Origin of the sequence: Methylobacterium tarhaniae (genome assembly GCF_001043955.1) — a bacterium.
Classification (GTDB): domain Bacteria; phylum Pseudomonadota; class Alphaproteobacteria; order Rhizobiales; family Beijerinckiaceae; genus Methylobacterium; species Methylobacterium tarhaniae.
The window spans coordinates 1-19,222 of record NZ_LABZ01000071.1 but is presented as its reverse complement, the minus strand read 5'-3'; the positions used below and the strand labels follow the sequence as shown (position 1 = coordinate 19,222).

The 19,222-nt window shown below is 70.6% G+C and carries 19 protein-coding genes; 16 read left to right on the top strand and 3 right to left on the bottom strand.

Annotated features, from left to right (window positions below; all coding sequences use genetic code 11):
- Positions 1-892, bottom strand: an 892-nt coding sequence (locus tag VQ03_RS11420) for an enoyl-CoA hydratase/isomerase family protein (protein WP_048450999.1), incomplete at its 3' end; no start/stop codon positions are given.
- Positions 893-995: 103 nt separating this feature from the next.
- Positions 996-2,198, bottom strand: coding sequence for an acetyl-CoA C-acyltransferase (locus VQ03_RS11415; protein WP_048450998.1), 1,203 nt, complete (start codon positions 2,196-2,198; stop codon positions 996-998).
- Positions 2,199-2,438: 240 nt separating this feature from the next.
- On the opposite strand from VQ03_RS11415, the gene VQ03_RS11410 reads away from it, so the two are divergent.
- On the top strand, positions 2,439-3,212 hold the full coding sequence (locus tag VQ03_RS11410; RefSeq protein WP_048450997.1) for an SDR family oxidoreductase: 774 nt from the start codon (positions 2,439-2,441) through the stop codon (positions 3,210-3,212).
- Positions 3,213-3,264: 52 nt separating this feature from the next.
- Complete coding sequence (locus VQ03_RS11405; protein WP_048450996.1) at positions 3,265-5,022, top strand: class I adenylate-forming enzyme family protein; 1,758 nt, start codon at positions 3,265-3,267, stop codon at positions 5,020-5,022.
- A 437-nt stretch (positions 5,023-5,459) separates the two neighbouring features.
- Here VQ03_RS11405 and VQ03_RS11400 read toward each other — a convergent pair whose 3' ends face one another.
- Positions 5,460-5,771, bottom strand: coding sequence for a PilZ domain-containing protein (locus tag VQ03_RS11400; protein ID WP_048451001.1), 312 nt, complete (start codon positions 5,769-5,771; stop codon positions 5,460-5,462).
- Positions 5,772-5,925: 154 nt separating this feature from the next.
- On the opposite strand from VQ03_RS11400, the gene VQ03_RS11395 reads away from it, so the two are divergent.
- From VQ03_RS11395 to VQ03_RS11325, 14 genes are all read left to right on the top strand, one after another.
- Positions 5,926-6,486, top strand: coding sequence for a hypothetical protein (locus VQ03_RS11395; RefSeq protein WP_053078515.1), 561 nt, complete (start codon positions 5,926-5,928; stop codon positions 6,484-6,486).
- 204 nt (positions 6,487-6,690) lie between these two features.
- Complete coding sequence (locus tag VQ03_RS11385; RefSeq protein WP_048450993.1) at positions 6,691-7,920, top strand: DUF1217 domain-containing protein; 1,230 nt, start codon at positions 6,691-6,693, stop codon at positions 7,918-7,920.
- A 7-nt stretch (positions 7,921-7,927) separates the two neighbouring features.
- Positions 7,928-8,656 (top strand): flagellar basal-body rod protein FlgF, encoded by a 729-nt coding sequence (gene flgF / locus VQ03_RS11380; protein WP_048450992.1) that lies wholly within the window; start codon positions 7,928-7,930, stop codon positions 8,654-8,656.
- Positions 8,657-8,659: 3 nt separating this feature from the next.
- On the top strand, positions 8,660-9,988 hold the full coding sequence (gene fliI, locus VQ03_RS11375; RefSeq protein WP_048450991.1) for a flagellar protein export ATPase FliI: 1,329 nt from the start codon (positions 8,660-8,662) through the stop codon (positions 9,986-9,988).
- Between the two features lie 149 nt (positions 9,989-10,137).
- Complete coding sequence (locus VQ03_RS11370; protein WP_048450990.1) at positions 10,138-11,427, top strand: flagellar hook protein FlgE; 1,290 nt, start codon at positions 10,138-10,140, stop codon at positions 11,425-11,427.
- 28 nt (positions 11,428-11,455) lie between these two features.
- Complete coding sequence (gene flgK, locus VQ03_RS11365; protein ID WP_048450989.1) at positions 11,456-12,919, top strand: flagellar hook-associated protein FlgK; 1,464 nt, start codon at positions 11,456-11,458, stop codon at positions 12,917-12,919.
- A 41-nt stretch (positions 12,920-12,960) separates the two neighbouring features.
- Positions 12,961-14,004, top strand: a complete 1,044-nt coding sequence (locus VQ03_RS11360; protein WP_048450988.1) for a flagellar hook-associated family protein — start codon at positions 12,961-12,963, stop codon at positions 14,002-14,004.
- A 171-nt stretch (positions 14,005-14,175) separates the two neighbouring features.
- On the top strand, positions 14,176-14,523 hold the full coding sequence (gene flaF / locus VQ03_RS11355) for a flagellar biosynthesis regulator FlaF (RefSeq protein ID WP_048450987.1): 348 nt from the start codon (positions 14,176-14,178) through the stop codon (positions 14,521-14,523).
- Positions 14,524-14,531: 8 nt separating this feature from the next.
- Positions 14,532-15,077 (top strand): flagellar biosynthesis repressor FlbT, encoded by a 546-nt coding sequence (gene flbT, locus VQ03_RS11350; protein ID WP_083467938.1) that lies wholly within the window; start codon positions 14,532-14,534, stop codon positions 15,075-15,077.
- Positions 15,078-15,494, top strand: coding sequence for a flagellar hook assembly protein FlgD (gene flgD, locus VQ03_RS11345; protein ID WP_048450986.1), 417 nt, complete (start codon positions 15,078-15,080; stop codon positions 15,492-15,494).
- Between the two features lie 29 nt (positions 15,495-15,523).
- On the top strand, positions 15,524-15,790 hold the full coding sequence (gene fliQ, locus VQ03_RS11340) for a flagellar biosynthesis protein FliQ (RefSeq protein ID WP_048450985.1): 267 nt from the start codon (positions 15,524-15,526) through the stop codon (positions 15,788-15,790).
- Between the two features lie 73 nt (positions 15,791-15,863).
- On the top strand, positions 15,864-17,951 hold the full coding sequence (gene flhA, locus VQ03_RS11335) for a flagellar biosynthesis protein FlhA (RefSeq protein ID WP_048450984.1): 2,088 nt from the start codon (positions 15,864-15,866) through the stop codon (positions 17,949-17,951).
- Between the two features lie 65 nt (positions 17,952-18,016).
- Positions 18,017-18,703: a flagellar biosynthesis protein FliR gene (fliR, locus tag VQ03_RS11330; RefSeq protein WP_245292043.1), complete on the top strand. Its 687-nt coding sequence runs from the start codon at positions 18,017-18,019 to the stop codon at positions 18,701-18,703.
- Complete coding sequence (locus VQ03_RS11325; protein WP_048450982.1) at positions 18,703-19,119, top strand: hypothetical protein; 417 nt, start codon at positions 18,703-18,705, stop codon at positions 19,117-19,119. Before fliR ends, VQ03_RS11325 begins: the two co-directional genes overlap by 1 nt.
- Positions 19,120-19,222 lie beyond the last annotated feature (103 nt).

Sequence of the window (19,222 nt, the reverse complement as noted above, 5' to 3'; positions counted from 1 at the left end):
GGGCGGGCGTGTCCTCGGGCACGTCCGGGATCTTGGCGGTCTGGCGCTCGGCGAAGAACACGTAGCGCTGTGCCGCCGACTGGGTGCCGGAAACGAGTTTTTGAAATTCCGCGCGCTCGAAGGCGAGCCCTTCGTCGAAGGGCAGCCGGCAGGCGGCCTCGATGCAGGCGATGCAGGCTTCCGGCGCCTCGAAGCCGCGGGTCTTGCGCGCATTCTCCTCGCGGAACGCGGCGAACAGGCCCGGATTCTCGCGGCCTTCCGCGATTTTGTCGTCGCGGTCGCGGATCTTCAGGAGCGGCCGACCTTCCGTCACCACCCGCTCGGCGAAGGCGACGGCGTGGGCGCGCAGCGAATCCTCGGGCGCCAGCTCGTCGACCAGCCCCATCCCGGCGGCCGCCTTGGCGCCGATCGGCGAGCCGCCGACGATCACCTCGAGCGCCTTGCGCGGGCCGACCACCCGCGGCAGGCGCTGGGTGCCGCCGGCACCGGGCAGGATGCCGAGCTTCACCTCCGGCAAGCCGACCTTGGCCGAGGGGACAGCCACCCGGTAGTGGCAGGCGAGCGCGGTCTCGAGCCCGCCGCCCAGGGCGTTGCCGTGGATCGCCGCGACGACGGGCTTCGCCGATGCCTCGATGCGGTTGAGGAGGTCGGGCAGGCTGATGCCGGTCTGCGGCTTGCCGAACTCCGTGATGTCGGCCCCGGCCGAGAACATCCGGCCGCCGCCGATCAGCACGATCGCCGTGACGGCGGGATCGGCCTCCGCAGCCTCGACCGCCGCCAGGATGCCCTGGCGGAGCGCCGAACCCAGCGCGTTCACCGGGCCGGATTGCAGCGTCAGCACGGCGACCGCGCCCTCGCGGGCCGTCGCGACCACGTTGTCGTTGGTCGGCATACCTTGGGCGTTAGACTCTTGCGCCATATCCCCAAAAATCCCTCTGCCGGTCTCCTCCGGGCACCTCTTGCCGGGCGCCGTCACGAGCCGGAATGTGGCAGGATCAGTAGATCTCGAACAGGCCCGCGGCGCCCATGCCGCCGCCGACGCACATCGTCACCACGCCGTACTTGGCGCCGCGGCGACGGCCTTCCAGCAGGATGTGCCCGGTCATGCGCGCGCCCGACATGCCGTAGGGGTGGCCGATCGAGATCGCGCCGCCATTGACGTTGAGGCGCTCGTCCGGGATGCCGAGCCGGTCGCGGCAATAGAGCACCTGGCTGGCGAAGGCCTCGTTCAGCTCCCACAGGTCGATGTCCTCGACCTTCAGCCCATGCTGCTTGAGGAGCTTGGGCACCGCGAAGACCGGGCCGATACCCATCTCGTCCGGGTTGCAGCCGGCCACGGCCATGCCGCGATAGGCGCCGAGGGGCTTCAATCCGCGACGCTCGGCCTCGCGCGCCTCCATCAGCACCACAGCCGCCGCCCCGTCCGAGAGCTGGCTCGCGTTGCCGGCGGTGATGAACCGGCCTTCCTCGATCCGCTGGCCGTCCTTGAACACGGGCTTGAGGCCCTGAAGGTCCTCGAGCCTGGTCTGGGGCCGGTTGCCCTCGTCCTGCGCGAGCGTGACCTCCTTGTGCGAGACCGCGCCGGTCGCCTTGTCGATGACGGCCATGCGGGCGGTCATCGGCACGATCTCGTCGGCGAAGAGGTTCTCGGCTTGCGCCTTCGCAGTTCTCTGCTGCGAGCGCAGGGCGTAGGCATCCTGCGCCTCGCGGCTGATGCCGTACCGCTCCGCCACGTTCTCGGCGGTCTCGATCATCGTCATGTAGATCGCCGGCACGTGCTCGACGAGCCACGGATCCTGAGCCCGGAAGCGGTTGATCTTGTCGTTCTGGACGAGCGAGATCGATTCGAGGCCGCCGCCGACCGCGACGTCGAGCCCGTCGGTGATGATCTCCTTCGCCGCCGTCGCGATCGCCATCAGGCCCGACGCGCATTGCCGGTCGAGGCTCATGCCGGCGACGGACTCGGGCAGGCCGGCACGCAGGGCCGCCTGGCGGGCGATGTTGCTGCCGGTCGAGCCCTGCTGGAGGGCGGCGCCCATCACCACGTCGCCGATCTCGGCCGGGTCGATGCCGGCGCGTTGCACGGCATGCGCGATGGCGTGGCCGCCGAGCGCCTGGGCCTGCGTGTCGTTGAACGCGCCCCGATAGGCCTTGCCGATGGGGGTGCGCGCGGTGGCGACGATGACGGCTTCCCGCATGTCGTGGTTTCCTCCGATGCCTCGCCCACCGCTCCCGGGGACGGGTTTTGCCGCATTATCGAGGATTGGGTATGGAGTCGCAAGACCCCGGAAACCCAGAGCGGAGCGAGAGGCAATCCCCTCGTCCGGCCCTCGTCACGGCCGCGTTTTCGAAAAGGCGGCTTGCTTAATCGCCATTCAGGGCTAAGGTCGGCCCAAAAGCAAGGCCTGTTTTGGCAGCGCCGACAGGGAGGACGCCCCATGCAGACGCCGCTCTTCGATCTCACAGGCCGCGTCGCCATCGTCACCGGCTCGTCCCGCGGCATCGGCCGGGCCATTGCCGAGCGCCTGGCCGAGCACGGCGCCAAAGTGGTGATTTCCTCGCGCAAGGCGGAGGCCTGCGCGCCCGTCGCCGAAGCGATCAACGCCCGCCACGGCGCGGAGCGGGCGCATGTGATCCCGGCCAGCATCTCGTCGAAGGCGGACCTGGAGCGCCTGGCGAAGGGCACCGAGGACCGCTTCGGCCGCATCGACACGGTCGTCTGCAACGCCGCCTCGAACCCCTATTACGGGCCGATGAGCGGCATCTCGGACGACCAGTTCCGCAAGATCCTCGACAACAACGTCATCGCCAGCCACTGGCTGATCGGGTTCTGCGCGCCGGGGATGATCGCCCGGAAGGACGGCGCGATCATCCTGGTCTCCTCGGTCGGCGGGCTCAAGGGCTCGGGGGTGATCGGCGCCTACAACGTCTCCAAGGCCGCGGATTTCCAGCTCGCCCGCAACCTCGCGGTCGAGCTCGGTCCGCACAACGTGCGCGTCAACTGCATCGCGCCCGGCCTGATCCAGACCGACTTCGCCCGCGCCCTGTGGGAGGACCCGAAATCCCGCGCCGCCTACACGGCCCGCACGCCGCTTGCCCGCATCGGCCAGCCCGACGAGATCGCCGGCGCCGCGGTGTTCCTGGCGAGCCCGGCCGGCGCCTTCATGACCGGCCAGAGCATCGTGATCGACGGCGGCCAGACCATCACCTGACCGCCTTCCCTCCCATCCGCTAGCCGAGAGTCACCCAGCCGCGAGCCCGCCGATGACCGAGCCGTCCGCCGCGACGCCGACCGCCTCCGTCCCATCCTCCGCCGTTCCGTCCTGGCCTGCGCTGTCTCTCGCCGAGGCGACCGCGCGCCTGACCGCGCCGGGATCGCCCTTCGCGATGGCCGAAGTTCCGATCCGCGGCGTACCGACGCGGATCTGGGCCAACGCGCCGCTCACCCTGCGCGACATCTTCGTCGCCGGCCGGGCGCACGGCGAGAAGACCTTCCTGGTCTACGAGGACGAACGGGCGAGCTTCGAGGCGTTCAGCCGCGCCACCCTGGCGCTGGCCGGGAACCTGATCCGTGGCGGCGTCCGGCCCGGAGACCGGGTGGCGATCGCGATGCGCAACCTGCCGGAATGGCCGGTGGCGTTCTTCGCCGCTTTGCTGGCCGGCGCGGTCGCGACGCCGCTCAACGCCTGGTGGACCGGCCCGGAGCTCGACCACGGCTTCACCGATTCCGGCGCCTCCGTCGCCATCGTCGACGAGGAGCGCTGGGCGCGCATCGCCGACCGGCGCAGCGGCTATCCGGCTCTCACACGCGTGCTGATCGCCCGCGCCGAGGCCGCCCCCGGCACCGAGAGCCTGACCGACATCATCGGCCCGGTCGCGGATTGGGGCGGGCTGCCGGAGGGGCGCATCCCCGCCATCGCGATCGGTCCGGACGACGTCGCCACCCTGTTCTACACCTCGGGCACCACCGGCCGCTCGAAGGGGGCGATCGGCACCCACCGCGCCGGCGCCAGCGGGGTGATGGCTCATCCGTTCTCCGCCGCCCGGGCCTTCCTGCGCCGGGGCGAGCCGGTGCCGGTGCCCGACCCGTCCGCGCCGCAGAAGGTGGGCCTGCTCTCGATCCCGCTGTTCCACGTCACCGGCTGCTTCGCCACCCTGGTGCCGAACCTCCATCGCGGGGGGCGCCTGGTGATGATGCGCCGCTGGGACCTCGCCCGCGCCCTGGCGCTGATCGAGCGCGAGCGCTGCACCAGCGCCGGCGGCGTGCCGACGATCGCGTTCCAACTCCTCGACGGGATGGCGGCCGGCACCCACGACCTCTCCTCCCTGGAGACCATCAGCTATGGCGGCGCCCCGGCGCCGGCCGACCTGGTGCGGCGCCTGCGCGCCGCCTTCCCGAACGCGCAACCCGCGACCGGCTGGGGCATGACCGAGACCACCGCCACCTTCACCCACCACCAGGGCGAGGATTACGTCCACCGCCCCGACAGCTGCGGCCCGGCCCTGCCGGTCTGCGATGCGAAGGTGATGGATCCGGAGGAGAAGCCGCTGCCGCCCGGCGAGGTCGGGGAGTTGTGGGTCAAGGGTCCGATCGTGATCGCCGGCTACTGGAACCGGCCCGATGCCGACGCGGCGGTGTTTCGCGATGGCTGGCTGCGCACCGGCGATCTGGCGCGGATCGACCCGGAGGGCTTCATCACCATCGTCGACCGGGCCAAGGACATGCTGATCCGCGGCGGCGAGAACATCTACTGCGCCGAGGTCGAGGGCGTCCTCTACGATCACCCGTCGGTGGTCGATGCCGCGGTCGTCGGCATCCCGCACCCGACCCTCGGCGAGGAGCCCGCCGCCGTTGTGGCGATCGCCCGTGGCGCCGAGGCCAGCGAGGAGGAGTTGCGCGCCTTCGTGGCCGCCCGGCTCGCCGCCTTCAAGGTGCCGGTGCGCATCCTGCTCCACGACGAGATCCTGCCGCGCAACGCGAACGGCAAGATCCTGAAGGGGGATCTGAAGACGTTGTTTTGATGGGAAGTTGTTCCGATCGTCTGCGCAGCTTGCAAAACTGTGCAGCTTCCAAGATTCTTCCGGCATCTCTTTGACCGCGTCGCGGCGGCGCTCGTCCCAGCCGGGTCGCTGCGACGGGATCGACAGGGATCAATGGTTCGTCGGTCTGCTGTGCCCGGATGGCGATGGATCGCCTCGGGTGAAGACCGGCTCGTCTCGTGCCCTCCCGTCCTGGACGGACGCTGTCCGCATCGTGACGGCGATCCCGCGGGATCGCCTGAAGCGCTCGATCGGAACTCGTATGATACGGATCGCCGGCATGACCTGCGACGCGACGAGACCCTCAGCGGACGGGGCCATCGGCGTGCCATCCAAGTCCCGTTCGGGCTCCGGACGTCCGGCCCGTCGAATGCCGGGCGCAGGCGGCTCTGGGTCGATCAACGGCATCGCCCCCACCGTCACCCGACATAGAGCCCCGCCCCCTCGAACGTCACCCCGGCGAACTCCCCACGCCGCCAGCGCAGGCGCACCGCGACGGTGCGCAGGTCGTCGGCGGCGACCGCCAGCGGGAAAGCCTCCGGCAAGTCGATGCGGGCCGGAACGCGCAGGCGCGCGCCCGCGGCCGAAAGGTCCATGACTTCGCAGGCCACGGAGCGGTCGGGGCCGAGGACGATCCGTCCCTGCTGGATCACGCGGCGGCGGCGGCCCGCACGGGGAGTCAGCCCCGTTTCACCGCCATCGACGCCGTCGGTCTCCCGCCTATCGCTCATGCGCGCCCCGCACCGGGCCACTCGCCCGCACGGCGACGCTTACGGGTTTCCGGACGCGACGGAAACCCGGCCCGGGTACCGGCGGCCGCATTAACCAAACGTCAAGCATATCCCTTCATCTCTCATTAGCCATCAACTCCTTGATCGATCGGCCATGCCCTCAGCCCCGGCCACACCCAAGCGCTCGTCCCCGCTCCCGCAGAGCCCGGTCGCGGGACTCATCGCCCGCCGCCGGGCCCGCGAGGCGGCGGCCGAGCGAGGCGTGTTCGGGGCCGCCATCCTGGTGGCGCTCACCGTCACGGGCTTTGCCGGCTATACGCTGTCCCAACCGACCCGGCCCTACGACGTGCGGGCGCTGCTGCCGGCCTCGACCGGGCCCTTCGCCTGGAAGCGGTCCGTGGCGGATGCGCGTGCGCCCGAGGCCGATCTCGATCCCCTGGTCACCGGCTCGCTGCCGGAGGCCTCGCCCGCTCCGGCCACCCCGGCGGGACCCCAGGTCGAGGCACCGCCGGCGCGCATGACCCCACCACCCGCGGGCTTCGCCCTGCGGCGCGCTTCGGCCGGGCAAGCCTGGGTCGAGGGGCGCGACGGCCTGCACCAGATCAGCGTCGGCTCGATCCTGCCGGGGGCCGGCCGGGTGCTGTCGATCCGCAGCACCGGCGCCGGGTGGATCGTCATCACCACGGAGACCATCATCGGGCCAACCCCGCTGTGAGCGCGCGCCTGCAAGCCCCGAGCAAGCCGCTGCAAGCCCCGAGCAAGCCGCTGCAAGCCCCGAGCAAGCCGCTGCAAGCCCCGAGCAAGCCGCTGCAAGCCCCGAGCAAGCGTGGCCGCCTAGAGCGGAAGCCTCATCGGGGCCTCGCGCCGCTGCGGCATGCCGCCCCGACCCATCGGGCCGACGGGCCGGAGATCTGAATCCGTGACGAGCACCCTGACGAGCTACATGCTCCTGTCGCGGAACCTCGCGACTTCGCTGCAGCGGAAGGGCGCCGAGCCGATCGTTGCCCGCGAAACCACCTATTACCAGGCCAATATCGGCAAGGTGAAGTCGATCGACGACTTCATGGCCGACCGGCGGCTCTACAATTACGCGGTCAAGGCCTTCGGCCTCGAGGACATGGGCTACGCCAAGGCGTTCATGCGCAAGGTCCTGACCGAGGGCACGGCCTCGCCCACGGCCTTCGCCAACCGCCTGGCCGACGACCGCTACGTCGCCTTCGCGCGGGCCTTCGACTTCTCGCGGGGCGCCAGCGCGGCCGGCACCGATGCGGTGGTGGTCGCCGGCGGGTCTCTCGTGCCGGCAGGCAGCGCCCAGTTCTCCCTCCCGGGGGCGCTCGCCACCTCCTACGACTTCTCCGGCACCAACGAGGCACGCTTCACGATCTCGTCCCAGATCGAGGCGGGCAACACGAAGAGCGTGACCATCGTCCTCAACCGGGCGACGCTGGCCGGCAAGGTCGAGGACCTCGCCAAGGTGACACAGCTCGAGATCGGCAAGGCGATCAACAACCAGATCAACGCCTCCGGCAATGACGGGCTGGTCGGCAAGGTGCAGGTCGGCGTCGGCGCCACCGGAGCCCTCTTCTTCCAGTCCACCGGCTACATCGATTACGGCCTCGACGGCGAGGCGGGCGGCGAGGGCCTGAGCGCCGACCATGCCTATCTGTCGGGCGGCAAGGTCCGCACCCTGGCGGTGGCCAACGCCGCCCTGTCCGGTCCCGGCCAGACCGCCGTCGACATCGGCAACGGCACGGAGATCCCTCCCGACGCCAACGCCCAGGCGGTGGTCGACGCCTATCTGCGCCAGACCCTCGAGGCGGATGCCGGCGCCGAGGATACCGGGGTGCGCCTCGCCCTCTACTTCGCCCGCAAGGCGCCGACGCTCAGCAGCGGCTACGACATCCTGAGCGACCCGGCCCTGACCCAGGTCGTCAACACGGTGATCGGCCTGCCGGCGACGAGCAGCGCCACGAGCAGCACCGCCCTGGCCGCGCGCGCGGCCCTCATCTCCAGCAAGGTCGATTTCGCGAGCTTCCAGGACCCGGCCAAGGTCGAGGCCTTCGCCCGGCGCTTCGCGGCGATCTGGGACGTGCAGAACAACACCGCCAGCGATCCGATCCTGGCGCTGTTCGGCGTCGGCGGGGCGTGAGGCGGCGATGCAGAACAGCCTCTACGTCAACCTGTCGGCCCAGGTCGCCCTCGACAAGCGCCTGACCACCACCGCCAACAACGTCGCCAACATGGCGACCGCGGGCTTCCGCGCCGAGGAGACCAAGTTCTCGTCCCTGCTCGCCCAGGCGACCAAGGGGGCGGTGGCCTTCGTGGACTCGGGCGACACCTACCTCTCGCGGGCCTCCGGCCCGATCACCAAGACCGATTCGCCCCTCGACGTCGCGGTGCAGGGCGACGCCTGGCTGGGCGTCGGCGGGCCGTCCGGCCCGGCCTATACCCGCGACGGCCGCCTGACGATGGACGCCAGCGGGCAGCTGCGCACCCTCACCGGGCAGCCGGTGCTCGATCCCGGCGGCTCGCCGCTCCTCCTCGACCCGCAAGCCGGACCGCCCACGATCGGGCGCGACGGCAGCGTCTATCAGAACTCCAACCAGGTCGGATCGCTCGGCCTGTTCGTCCTCGACAACAAGGGAACGCTCACCCGGGCCCCGGGCAATGCCGTGACCTCCAGCCTGCCGGTTCGGCCGGTGCAGGACTTCACGCGCATCGGCATGGTGCAGGGCTATGTCGAGGGCTCGAACGTCAACCCGATCATGGAGATGACGAAGCTCATCACCATCCAGCGCGCCTTCGAGAGCGCCGCGACCGCGACGGCGGAAGCCGAATCCTCGCTCCAGAGCGCCGTGAAGACGCTTTCGCCGCAGGGCAGCTGACGCATGGCGGCGGATCCGATCGCGCGCCTCGCCGAGGCGATGGCGGCGGCCCGGCAGGACGGGGCCCTGGTGCGGATCGGCGGTCCGATCCGCGAGGTGACCGCCAGCGCCTGCCGGATCGGCGGCGTCGCGCCCTTCGTGCGCCTGGGCGACCGGATGGCCTTCTCCGGCGGCGGGCGGGTGCAGGTCGGCGAGATCGTCCGGGTCGATGCCGAGGGCGCGACCCTCAAGGCCTATGAGAGCCGGATCGAGGCCGGGATCGGCACGGTCGCCCACCGCCTCGGACCGGCGGAGCTGCGGCCGGATCCGAGCTGGAAGGGCCGGGTGATCGACGCCCTCGGGCGCCCGGTGGACGGTTCAGGCCCCTTGAGCCCCGGCCCGCAGGCCGTTCCCCTCGATGCCGACCCGCCGGCGGCTTTGGGCCGCGCCCGGGTGCGGGCGCCCTTGCGCACCGGCGTCCGCGCCCTCGACCTCTTCACCCCGCTCTGCGCCGGCCAGCGCATCGGCATCTTCGCCGGCTCCGGCGTCGGCAAGTCGACCCTCCTCGCCATGCTGGCGGGCGCGGAGGGGTTCGACAGCGTCGTCGTCGCCCTGGTAGGCGAGCGCGGGCGCGAGGTGCGCGAATTCCTGGAAGGCCCGCTGGCGCCGAGCCGCGCCCGCGCCGTGGTGGTGGTCTCGACCGGCGACGAGAGCCCGATGATGCGCCGCCAGGCGCCGAAGGTGGCACTTGCGGTGGCCGAGGCGTTTCGCGATCGCGGCGAATCGGTGCTCCTGATCGTCGATTCGGTGACCCGCTACGCCCACGCCGCCCGGGACGTGGCGCTGGCGGCGGGCGAGCCGGCGGTGGCCCGCGGCTACCCGCCGAGCGTCTTCTCCGACCTGCCGCGCCTGCTCGAACGGGCGGGCCCGGGTCTGGAGGGGCGCGGCACCATCACGGGGGTGTTCTCGGTGCTCGTCGACGGCGACGACCACAACGACCCGGTCGCCGACAGCATCCGCGGCACTCTCGACGGCCACGTCGTCCTCGACCGGGCCATCGCCGAGCAGGGCCGCTACCCGGCGGTCGACCTCCTCGGCTCGATCTCGCGGCTCGCCACCGAGGTCTGGACGCCCGAGCAGCGCGACCTGATCCGCAAGCTCCGGGCGATGATGGCCCGGTTCGAGGAGACCCGGGACCTGCGCCTGATGGGCGGCTACCGGGCCGGGACCGATGCCGAGCTCGACCAGGCGATCGGCCTGGTGCCGCGGATCTACGACGCCCTGCGCCAGGACCCGACCCAGCCGCCGAGCCGGGACGCGTTCCTGGAACTCGCCCAGAGCCTGCGGGGCTGAGGCGCGATGATGTCGCCGCTCCCCGCCCCTGCCGGCCGTTCCAAGCTCCGCGCAAGCCTCAGCGGGTCTATTCCGACCCGAGCCATGCCCGCGCAAGCCGCGTTCCGCCTGCGCCTCCACAGAAGCATCCTGACGAACGAGGTCCCGCAATGAGTCTCATCGGCGTGCTCCGCACCGGTGTCTCGGGCATGAACGCCCAATCGAACCGCATCTCGACGGTGGCGGAGAACATCCAGAACTCGGGGACCACGGGCTACAAGCGCAGCTCGGCGGAGTTCTCCTCGCTGCTGATCGCCGATACCGCAGGCGGAAACTACAATTCGGGCTCGGTCGAGACGACGGTGCGGCGCTCGGTGATGGAGGGCGGCACCATCAACGCCACCACCTCCAAATCCGACCTCGCGATCGACGGCAACGGCTTCTTCGTGGTCAACGACCCGTCCGGGGCTCCCTTCCTGACCCGCGCCGGCAACTTCAAGATCGACGCCAGCACCAACACCTTCACCAACGCCGCCGGCATGACCCTGATGGGCTACAGCCTGTTGAAAGGCGAGCCCAGCCCGACGCTCAACAGCGTCGCCGACCTGGTGCCGGTCAGTCTTGCCTCGATCAACAGCCGGGCGACGCCGACCACGACCGGCACCCTGTCGGGCAAGCTCCCGGTCGACGCGGGCGTGGCGGGAACCGGCCAGTACTCGAAGAAGTACTCGCTCGTGACCTACGACAATGTCGGCAAGGCCCGAACCCTCGACATCTACCTGGCGAAGGCCACGAGCAGCACCTGGACAATCTCGGTCTACGACGCCGCCGACACACCGACACCGTCCGGCACCACCCCTAAGCTGCCATTCGACCCGAGCAATAACAACGTTCTCACGCCGCTGGCCACCACCACGGTCGGGTTCAATGCCCAGGGCGGCATCACCGGCACCCAGAACGGCACCAGCCCGGCAACCTATACGGGGGAGAAGTCCCTCGACGTGACGGTCCCGGGCGGCCAGCCGATGGCGCTCGACCTGTCCGCCCTGACCCAGCTCGCCGGCGACTACAGCGTGAGTGGCAGTGCCAACGGCAAGGCGCCGGCGGCGGTGACCGGAACGTCGTTCGACGCGGACGGCACCGTCTATGCCACCTTCGACGACGGCTCGCGCCTGGCCGCGTTCCGCTTGCCGATCGCCAAGGTGCCGAGCCCGGACAACCTCGAGCCGCGCTCGGGCAACGTCTACCGGCCGAGCGTCACCTCCGGCGACATCCAGGTCGGGTTCGCCAGCCAGGGCGGTCGCGGCACGGTCAAGTCCGGTGCCCTCGAGCAATCGAACGTCGACGTCAGCAACGAGCTCACCGCGATGATCGAGTCGCAATCGGTCTTCACCGCCAACTCGAAGGTGTTCACGACCGGCAACGAGATGCTCGACACCCTGATGAGCCTGAAGCGGTAGCGGCCGGACGACCACGGGAAACTGACAGATGGGCCTCTCGCTCGCGCTCAACACCGCTCGCTCGGCGCTCCTCGCGACGTCGAGCCAGATCGCCACCTCGGCCCGCAACATGGCGGGGGCGGACGATCCTGGCTACTCGCGCAAGGTCGTCAGCCTGGTGAGCGGCGCGGGCGGGACCACGGTCGTCGTGACCCGCGCGAGCGACGCGGCCCTGTTCGGGCGCACGCTCTCGGCGAACTCGGCCGCGGCCGAGAGCCAGGCGCTCCTCGACGGCCTCACCACCCTGTCGCGGACGGTGGGCGATACCAGCGAGGCGGGGTCGCCGGCCGCGCGGCTCGGCGCTCTCAACGCAGCGCTCCAGGCCGCCGCCAACCGCCCGGACAATACCGCCCTCGCCCGCACGGCGGTGGAGAGCGCCCGCGACCTCGTCGCCAGCCTCAACGGCGCGGCGGCGGCCGTGCACGACGTCCGCGCCCAGGCCGACCGGGGCATGGCGGACTCGGTCGCACGGATCAACGACCTGCTCGGGCAGTTCGACCGGGCCAACCGGGCGGTGATGCGGGGCACGGCGAGCGGCCAGGACGTCAGCGACGGCCTCGACGACCGCGACCGCATCTTGTCGCAGCTCTCCGCCGAGATCGGCATCTCCGTCTCGGAGCGTCCGGGCGGCGACATGGCGATCTATACCGACAGCGGCGTAACCCTGTTCGACCGGGGCGCCCGCGCGGTGACGTTCACCCCGACCCAGGCCTTCACGGCGGGCACGCAAGGGGCGGCCGTGACGGTCGACGGCGTGCCGGTCACGGGCGCCGGCTCGCCGATGCGGCTCGCGAGCGGGCGGCTCGCCGGCCTCGCCACCCTGCGCGACGAGAGCGCGGTCGCCTACGAGCGCCAGCTGGACGCGATCGCCGGGGCGGTGATCGACACCTTCAAGGAGACCAGCAACCGCAGCCCGACCGACCCGTTCTACACCGTTCCGCGGGCCGGCCTGTTCTGGAACGGCCAGAACAACGTCCTGCCGGGCTCGAATACGGGGCTCGCCGCTCGCATCTCGCTCAACGTCGCGGTCGATCCGCAGTTCGGTGGTGACGTCACGCTGCTGCGCGACGGTGGCCTGAACGGCGCCGATTATCGGTCGAACCGATTGAACCGTGAGGGCTTCGCCGACCGGCTGCGCGACCTGGCGGACGGGCTCGCCGCGACGCGCAGCTTCGATCCCGGCCCCTCCCTGCGGGAGACCACGACGCTCGCCGGCTTCGCCGCCGATTCCGCCGGCTGGCTCGAAGCGAGCCGCAAGGCCGCCTCGGGCGACGCCGACTACCAGAAGACCCTGGTCAGCCGGGCCACCGAGGCCCTCTCGAACGCCGTCGGCGTCAACGGGGACGACGAGACCGCCCTGACCCTGCAGCTCGAACGTTCCTACACCGCCTCGGCCAAGATCCTGACCATGGTGGACGACCTGCTGAAGACCCTCCTGAACGTGATCCGGTGAAGCGCTCCGGCGGCCATCCGTAAGACAGAGCCCTGCCAGCCATGATGACCACGAGCTACATCTCCAGCCTCAGCCTCTGGAACGCTCCCCGCAGCGGCGTAGGTCGGCTCCAGGCCGAGATCGCCAAGGCCACCCAGGAGATCGCCAATGGGGGACGCTACGCCGATGTCGGCCTCGCCCTCGGCAGCCAGGTGAGCCGCAGCTTCTCCCTACGCCAGAGCGCGGCGGAGATCGCCGCCCTCAAGGATGGCAACGGCGTCACGGCCCTGCGCCTGAGCACGACGCAGAGCGTGCTGCAACAGATGCAGAAATCGGCCGACGCGCAGTTCGCCACCCTGACCGGGCTGTCGGCGGACAAGCGCCTGGCCGCGATGGCCGCCTCGGCGGACGACACTCTGGCCTCGCTGACCGGCCTGCTCAACACCGCCTCGAACGGGCAGGCGCTGTTCTCCGGCATCAATACCGGCAGCGACCCGATCCGGGACGGGGCTGGCGCGAACGCCAAGGCCGCCGTGCTCACGGCGTTCGAGACCGCCTTCGGCTTCCCGCCGAGCGACTCCCGCGCGGCGAACCTGACGTCGGCGCAGGTCACGAACTTCCTCGAAGCGACGGTCGCGGCCCAGTTCGCCGATCCGCGATGGAGTTCCGCCTGGTCTCAGGCCTCGTCGATCCCCATCACGAGCCGGATCTCGCTCAGCGAGACCGTCACGACCTCGGTCACGGCCGACGCGGCCCCCTTCCGCCAGCTCGCCCAGGCCGCCATCGTCGCGGGGATCGACTTTTCCGGCCTCTCGGCGGAGGCCCAGGCCGCAGTCTCCGACCGGGTGATGGGCCTCCTGAGCAAGGGCAGCGCCGGGCTTGTCTCGCTCCAGGCCGATCTCGGCCGCAGCCAGTCGCGGATCACCGACGCCAATACCCGGCTCGATGCGCAACAGGCCCTCCTGACCAAGGAAATCTCCCGCATCGAGGCGGTCGATCCGGTCGAGGCCAAGACACGGCTGGATGCCGCGAACACCCAGCTCCAGATGTCCTACGCACTCACTGCGCAGCTTCAGGGATTGACGCTCCTGAAATACATAGCTTAGTTGACAAAAACAGAGAGTGTAAAGGCGAAGATCGCCTGAAGATGCTCCATCGGCACAGTGAATACTGGGCTCATCAAGGACCAGGCGTCGCGTCCGGCCAGACAAGCCGAGACCGCATCACGCGACGCTCCCGCCCCGCGCGAGACACCAGACGGACGAGGCATCGGCCCGATGTACCGCTTTTCCTATTCCGAGATCCTCGAGGATGCTCCGGAGACCGGCCGCGAGCGCGAGCGCGCCGCTTTCGATCGGGCGCTCGCCCTCCTGAACGACGTCGAGGCCCGCGGCCTCGCCGGCGCGGAGCGGACGGCCGCCGTCGGCTTCGTGCAGGACTTGTGGAACATCCTGATCGCCGACCTGCTGGCGCCCGAGAACGCCCTGCCGCAGGCCCTGCGCGACGACCTCGTGTCGATCGGCGCCTGGACCATGCGGGAGGCGGGAGAGGTGCTGCGCTCGCCCGACCGCAGCCTCGCCGCCCTGATCGAGGTGAACACCTCGATCCGCGACGGGCTCCGGTGAGCCGCATCATGCGCCTGTCTCTGCGCGCCGGGGAGCGGATCTACATCAACGGCGCGGTGCTGCGCGTCGACCGGAAGGTGGCGGTCGAGCTTCTGAACGACGCGACCTTCCTGCTGGAGAGCCACGTGCTGCAGGCGGAGGACGCGACGACGCCGCTCCGCCAGCTCTACTTCGCGGCCCAGACCATGCTGATCGATCCGGCCCAGGCCGCGTCGGCGCGGGCGCTCTACGACAGCATCCGCGACGGCCTCCTGGCGACGACCGGCGAGGCGGTTCTGCGCGAGGGGATCGCCGCCGCCCATGCCCTCATCGAGGGCGGCCGCCTGTTCGAGGCGCTGAAGCTGATCCGCGGGCTCTATCCCCTCGAGGCCGCCCTGATGAAGGCCGGCGAGGCGCCCGCCGTGCCGGTACCGGTGCCGGCCCTCGGCGCCCTCGGCCGCCGCACCCGCGGGGCCGAGCGCACCCGCGAGCGGATGGCCAAGGCCGTGCGGCCCCCCGCCGCGGGCCGCCGCGCCGCTCCCACCGCCCTGCCCGCCCGCGACCCGGAGGCCTGAATGACCATCGACATCACCAACAGCGCCACCGCGGGCACCACCGCCACGACCGCGGCCGCCGCCAAGGCCGGCAGCTCCGTCGCCGCCAAGATGAACGCGGACACCTTCCTGACGCTGCTGATGGCGCAGCTGAAGAACCAGGATCCGACGAAGCCGATGGACTCGACCGAGTATGTCGGCCAGCTCGCCACCTTCTCGCAGGTCGAGCAGGCGACGAAGACCAACCAGAAGCTCGATTCGCTGCTCGCCTCGAGCTTCCTCGACCAGGCCGACACGGTGATCGGCCGCACCCTCACCTCGGCCGACGGCACCCGGACCGGCACCGTGCAGTCGGTGCGGGTGACGAGCGACGGCGCCCTGGCACGGCTGACCAGCGGCCAGGACGTGCTGCTGACCTCCGGGGTCGTGATACAGTAGCGCGCGGTCGAAGCGCTCCGGAGACCATCATGAACGAGGTCGACGCCCTCGAGCTCGTCCGCGCCGCGATCTGGACGGTCCTCGTGGCGGCGGGACCGGCGGTGGGCGCCGCGATGCTGGTCGGCGTCGCGGTGGCGCTGCTGCAGGCCCTCACGCAGATCCAGGAGGTCACCCTGACCTTCGTGCCGAAGATCGTGGTGATCCTGCTCGTCCTCCTCGTCACCGGCACCTTCGTCGGCGGGCAGCTCCACGCCTTCGCGGAGGCCGCCTACGGGCGGATCGCGACCGGGTTCTGAAGGCCCCAACCCCCGCGCAAGCTAGCGGTGGCACACCCCATCGCGAATATCCTTCGCGGAGGGTGGTGGGATCATGGCGGTGGGCGCGGCGCCGGCAATCGAGCGCAAGTCGCGGCGGGATTTCGGCTTCGCGGCCGGCATCGTGGCGATCCTGGCGGTGCTGTTCCTGCCGGTGCCGGCGGTGCTCATCGATATCGGCCTCGCCTTCTCGATCGCCCTGTCGGTGCTGATCCTGATGGTGGCGCTCTGGATCCAGAAGCCGCTCGAATTCTCGTCCTTCCCGACCGTGCTGCTGATCGCCACGCTGCTGCGCCTGGCGCTCGGCATCGCGACGACGCGGCTGATCCTGGCCGACGGCCAGAAGGGCGTGGACGCCGCCGGCCACGTCATCCAGGGCTTCTCGCAGTTCGTGATGAGCGGCGATTTCGTGATCGGGATCGTGGTGTTCCTGATCCTGATCACGGTCAACTTCCTGGTCATTACCAAGGGCGCGACCCGCATCGCCGAGGTCGGGGCCCGCTTCACCCTCGACGCGATCCCCGGCAAGCAGATGGCGATCGACGCCGACCTCAATGCCGGGCTGATCGACGACAAGGAGGCGCAGCGCCGTCGCCGGGAGCTGGAGGAGGAGAGCGCCTTCTTCGGCTCGATGGACGGTGCCTCGAAATTCGTCCGCGGCGAGGCGGTGGCCTCGCTGATCATCATCGCGGTCAACGTCTTCGGCGGCATCATCATCGGCACGACGCGGCACGGCCTGCCGCTCGGCACCGCCGCCGACATCTTCACCAAGCTGTCGGTCGGCGACGGCCTGGTCTCGCAGATCCCGGCCCTGATCGTCTCGCTCGCCGCCGGCCTCCTGGTCTCGAAGGGCGGCACGCAGGGCACCGCCGAGCAGGCGGTGATCGGCCAGCTCGGCGCCTATCCGCGTGCGCTGATCGTGGCGGCGGCGATGATGGGCGTGTTCGCCCTGGTGCCGGGCCTGCCCTTCCTGCCCTTCATGGCCTTGAGCGGGCTCCTGTTCTTCGTCGCCCGCACCATTCCGCGCCGCCTCCAGGCCAAGGCGGCCGCCGCCGACGCCAAGGCCAAGGCCGAGGAAGCGATGAAGCAGGCGGAGGCGAAGGAGAAGGACTCGGTCAAGGAATCGCTCAAGACCCCGGAGATCGAGCTGTGCCTCGGCCGCCAGGCCGCCTCGCAGATCCAGGCCTCGCATGCCGAGCTCGGCCACCGGGTCGCCAAGATGCGGCGCAAGTTCGCCCGCCAGTACGGCTTCGTGGTGCCGGACATCAAGGTCTCGGACAACCTCGCCCTGCCGCCGAAGAGCTACCAGATCCTGATCCACGGCACCGTGGCGGCGAGCCAGGAGCTGCGCCCCGGCGAGATGCTGGTGGTGGTCGGCGACGGGCCCCGCCCCGACGTGCCGAGCGACGAGGTGCGCGAGCCGGCCTTCGGCCTGAAGGCGCTGTGGGTGATGGATTCCTATGCTGCGGAAGTCCGCCGCGGCGGCTTCGAGCCGATCGACGGCGCCTCGGTGCTGCTCACCCACCTCTCCGAGGTGATCCGCAACAACCTGCCGCAATTCCTGTCCTACAAGGACATGCGCGGCCTGCTCGACCGCCTGGATCCGGAGTACAAGCGCCTGCTCGACGAGATCTGCCCGTCGCAGATCTCCTATTCGGGCCTGCAGGCGGTGCTCAAGCTGCTGCTCGCCGAACGGGTCTCGATCCGCAACCTGCACCTCATCCTGGAGGCGGTGGCCGAGATCACCCCGCATGCCCGCCGGGCCGAGCAGATCGCCGAGCACGTGCGGATGCGCATGGCGCAGCAGATCTGCGGCGACCTCGCCGAGAACGGCGTGCTCAACGTGCTGCGGCTGGGCGCCAGCTGGGACCTGTCCTTCCACCAGAGCCTGAAGCGCGACGCCAAGGGCGAGGTCGTCGAGTTCGACATCGACCCGCGCCTCGTCGAGCAGTTCGGCACCGAGGCCTCGGAGGCGATCCGCGCCCGGATGCGGGAGGTGCACGGTTTCGCCCTGGTCACCGCTCCCGACGCCCGGCCCTATGTGCGGATGATCATCGAGCGGATCTTCCCGACCCTGCCGGTGCTCTCGCATCTGGAGATCGCCCGCGGCGTCGAGATCAAGTCCCTAGGGACCGTCTCGTGACGGGAATCGGGCCGGACAGCTTCCTGGCCGTCTTCCTGATCTTCTGCCGGGTCGGCGGCTGCCTCATGGTGGTGCCGGGCTTCTCCAGCCCCCGGGTGCCGCAGCAGGTGCGCCTCCTCATCGCGGGCGCGGTCTCCCTGGCCATCGCCCCGCTGATCGTGCCGCAATTCGAGCCGCGGCTCGCCGGCCAGGCCCCGACGCAGACGCTGGCCTGGATCGCCAGCGAGACCCTGACCGGGCTGATGATCGGCTTCCTCGGCCGGATCTTCATCATGGTGCTCGAGACGGTGATGAACGCGACCTCGACCATGGTGGGCTTCGGCAGCATGCCGGGAACGCCGATCGAGGGGACCGACCCGGTGCCGGCAGTGGAGGCGCTGATCCTGCTCACCGCCACCGCGCTCCTGTTCGCCGCCGACCTGCACTGGGAGTTGTTTCGCGGCCTCGTCGAATCCTATGCCCGCATCCCGCCCGGCGAGGGCGTCGGCTCGCAGATCATGCTGACCCGGATCGTCGACCAGGTCGCCGCCGCCTTCATGTTGGGCCTGCGCATCGTCGCGCCGTTCGTCATCTACGCCATCATGGTCAACCTGGCGGCCGGCTTCGTCAACAAGCTCACGCCGACGATCCCGGTCTACTTCGTCGCCACGCCCTTCGTGATGTTCGGCGGCCTTTTCATGCTCTACTATCTGGCGGGTGAGTTCATGACGCAGTTCCTCCTCGGCTACGCCGCCTGGCTGCAGCGCGGCTGATGGCGTCCGGCACCGGCGACCGGCTGAAGCGCGCGAAGCGCCTCGTCACCGTGCAGGAGCAGATGCGCCGCGTGGCGGAGATCGAGCTCGCGGCCACCCGCGAACGCACCGCCGCGATCGAAGCCGACCGCGCCCGGCTGCTCGCCGCCCTCGCCGCCTCCGATCACGGCCCGATGCTGCTCGAGGCGACCGCCCGGCGCCTGCGGGGGCTCGCCACGCAGGCGAGCGCGCTCGAGGCGGAGGCCGCCGCCCAGGCCGAGGCGGTGCGCGAGCACGGTCTCGCCCAGAAGCGCGCCGAGGCGCTCGCGGAGCGGCGGGCCGACGATCATCGCCGCGAGGCGGACAAGCGCGACGACCTGGAGCGCCTCGACGGCCTCTCCGCCCGCCTCGGCCGGCCCGACGCAAGCCTCCCGTAAGCCTGGGCCGTTAAGACCTCGTTGACCAAACGACCCGGACGTGAGCTGCCGATGAGCATTTCCCCGCCCTCCGACATCGTGCTCGACGTGGCCCGGGCCGCCG

Bases quoted from the DNA above. Each gene is read 5' to 3' on its own strand.
- flgD (WP_048450986.1), top strand. From the start codon at position 15,078: ATGACCATCGACATCACCAACAGCGCCACCGCGGGCACCACCGCCACG.
- VQ03_RS11405 (WP_048450996.1), top strand. From the start codon at position 3,265: ATGACCGAGCCGTCCGCCGCGACGCCGACCGCCTCCGTCCCATCCTCC.
- VQ03_RS11370 (WP_048450990.1), top strand. From the start codon at position 10,138: ATGAGTCTCATCGGCGTGCTCCGCACCGGTGTCTCGGGCATGAACGCC.
- flgF (WP_048450992.1), top strand. From the start codon at position 7,928: ATGCAGAACAGCCTCTACGTCAACCTGTCGGCCCAGGTCGCCCTCGAC.
- VQ03_RS11360 (WP_048450988.1), top strand. From the start codon at position 12,961: ATGATGACCACGAGCTACATCTCCAGCCTCAGCCTCTGGAACGCTCCC.
- flhA (WP_048450984.1), top strand. From the start codon at position 15,864: ATGGCGGTGGGCGCGGCGCCGGCAATCGAGCGCAAGTCGCGGCGGGAT.
- fliI (WP_048450991.1), top strand. From the start codon at position 8,660: ATGGCGGCGGATCCGATCGCGCGCCTCGCCGAGGCGATGGCGGCGGCC.
- flaF (WP_048450987.1), top strand. From the start codon at position 14,176: ATGTACCGCTTTTCCTATTCCGAGATCCTCGAGGATGCTCCGGAGACC.
- flgK (WP_048450989.1), top strand. From the start codon at position 11,456: ATGGGCCTCTCGCTCGCGCTCAACACCGCTCGCTCGGCGCTCCTCGCG.
- fliQ (WP_048450985.1), top strand. From the start codon at position 15,524: ATGAACGAGGTCGACGCCCTCGAGCTCGTCCGCGCCGCGATCTGGACG.
- fliR (WP_245292043.1), top strand. From the start codon at position 18,017: ATGGTGGTGCCGGGCTTCTCCAGCCCCCGGGTGCCGCAGCAGGTGCGC.
- VQ03_RS11410 (WP_048450997.1), top strand. From the start codon at position 2,439: ATGCAGACGCCGCTCTTCGATCTCACAGGCCGCGTCGCCATCGTCACC.
- flbT (WP_083467938.1), top strand. From the start codon at position 14,532: ATGCGCCTGTCTCTGCGCGCCGGGGAGCGGATCTACATCAACGGCGCG.
- VQ03_RS11400 (WP_048451001.1), bottom strand. From the start codon at position 5,771: ATGAGCGATAGGCGGGAGACCGACGGCGTCGATGGCGGTGAAACGGGG.
- VQ03_RS11395 (WP_053078515.1), top strand. From the start codon at position 5,926: ATGCCCTCAGCCCCGGCCACACCCAAGCGCTCGTCCCCGCTCCCGCAG.
- VQ03_RS11415 (WP_048450998.1), bottom strand. From the start codon at position 2,198: ATGCGGGAAGCCGTCATCGTCGCCACCGCGCGCACCCCCATCGGCAAG.
- VQ03_RS11325 (WP_048450982.1), top strand. From the start codon at position 18,703: ATGGCGTCCGGCACCGGCGACCGGCTGAAGCGCGCGAAGCGCCTCGTC.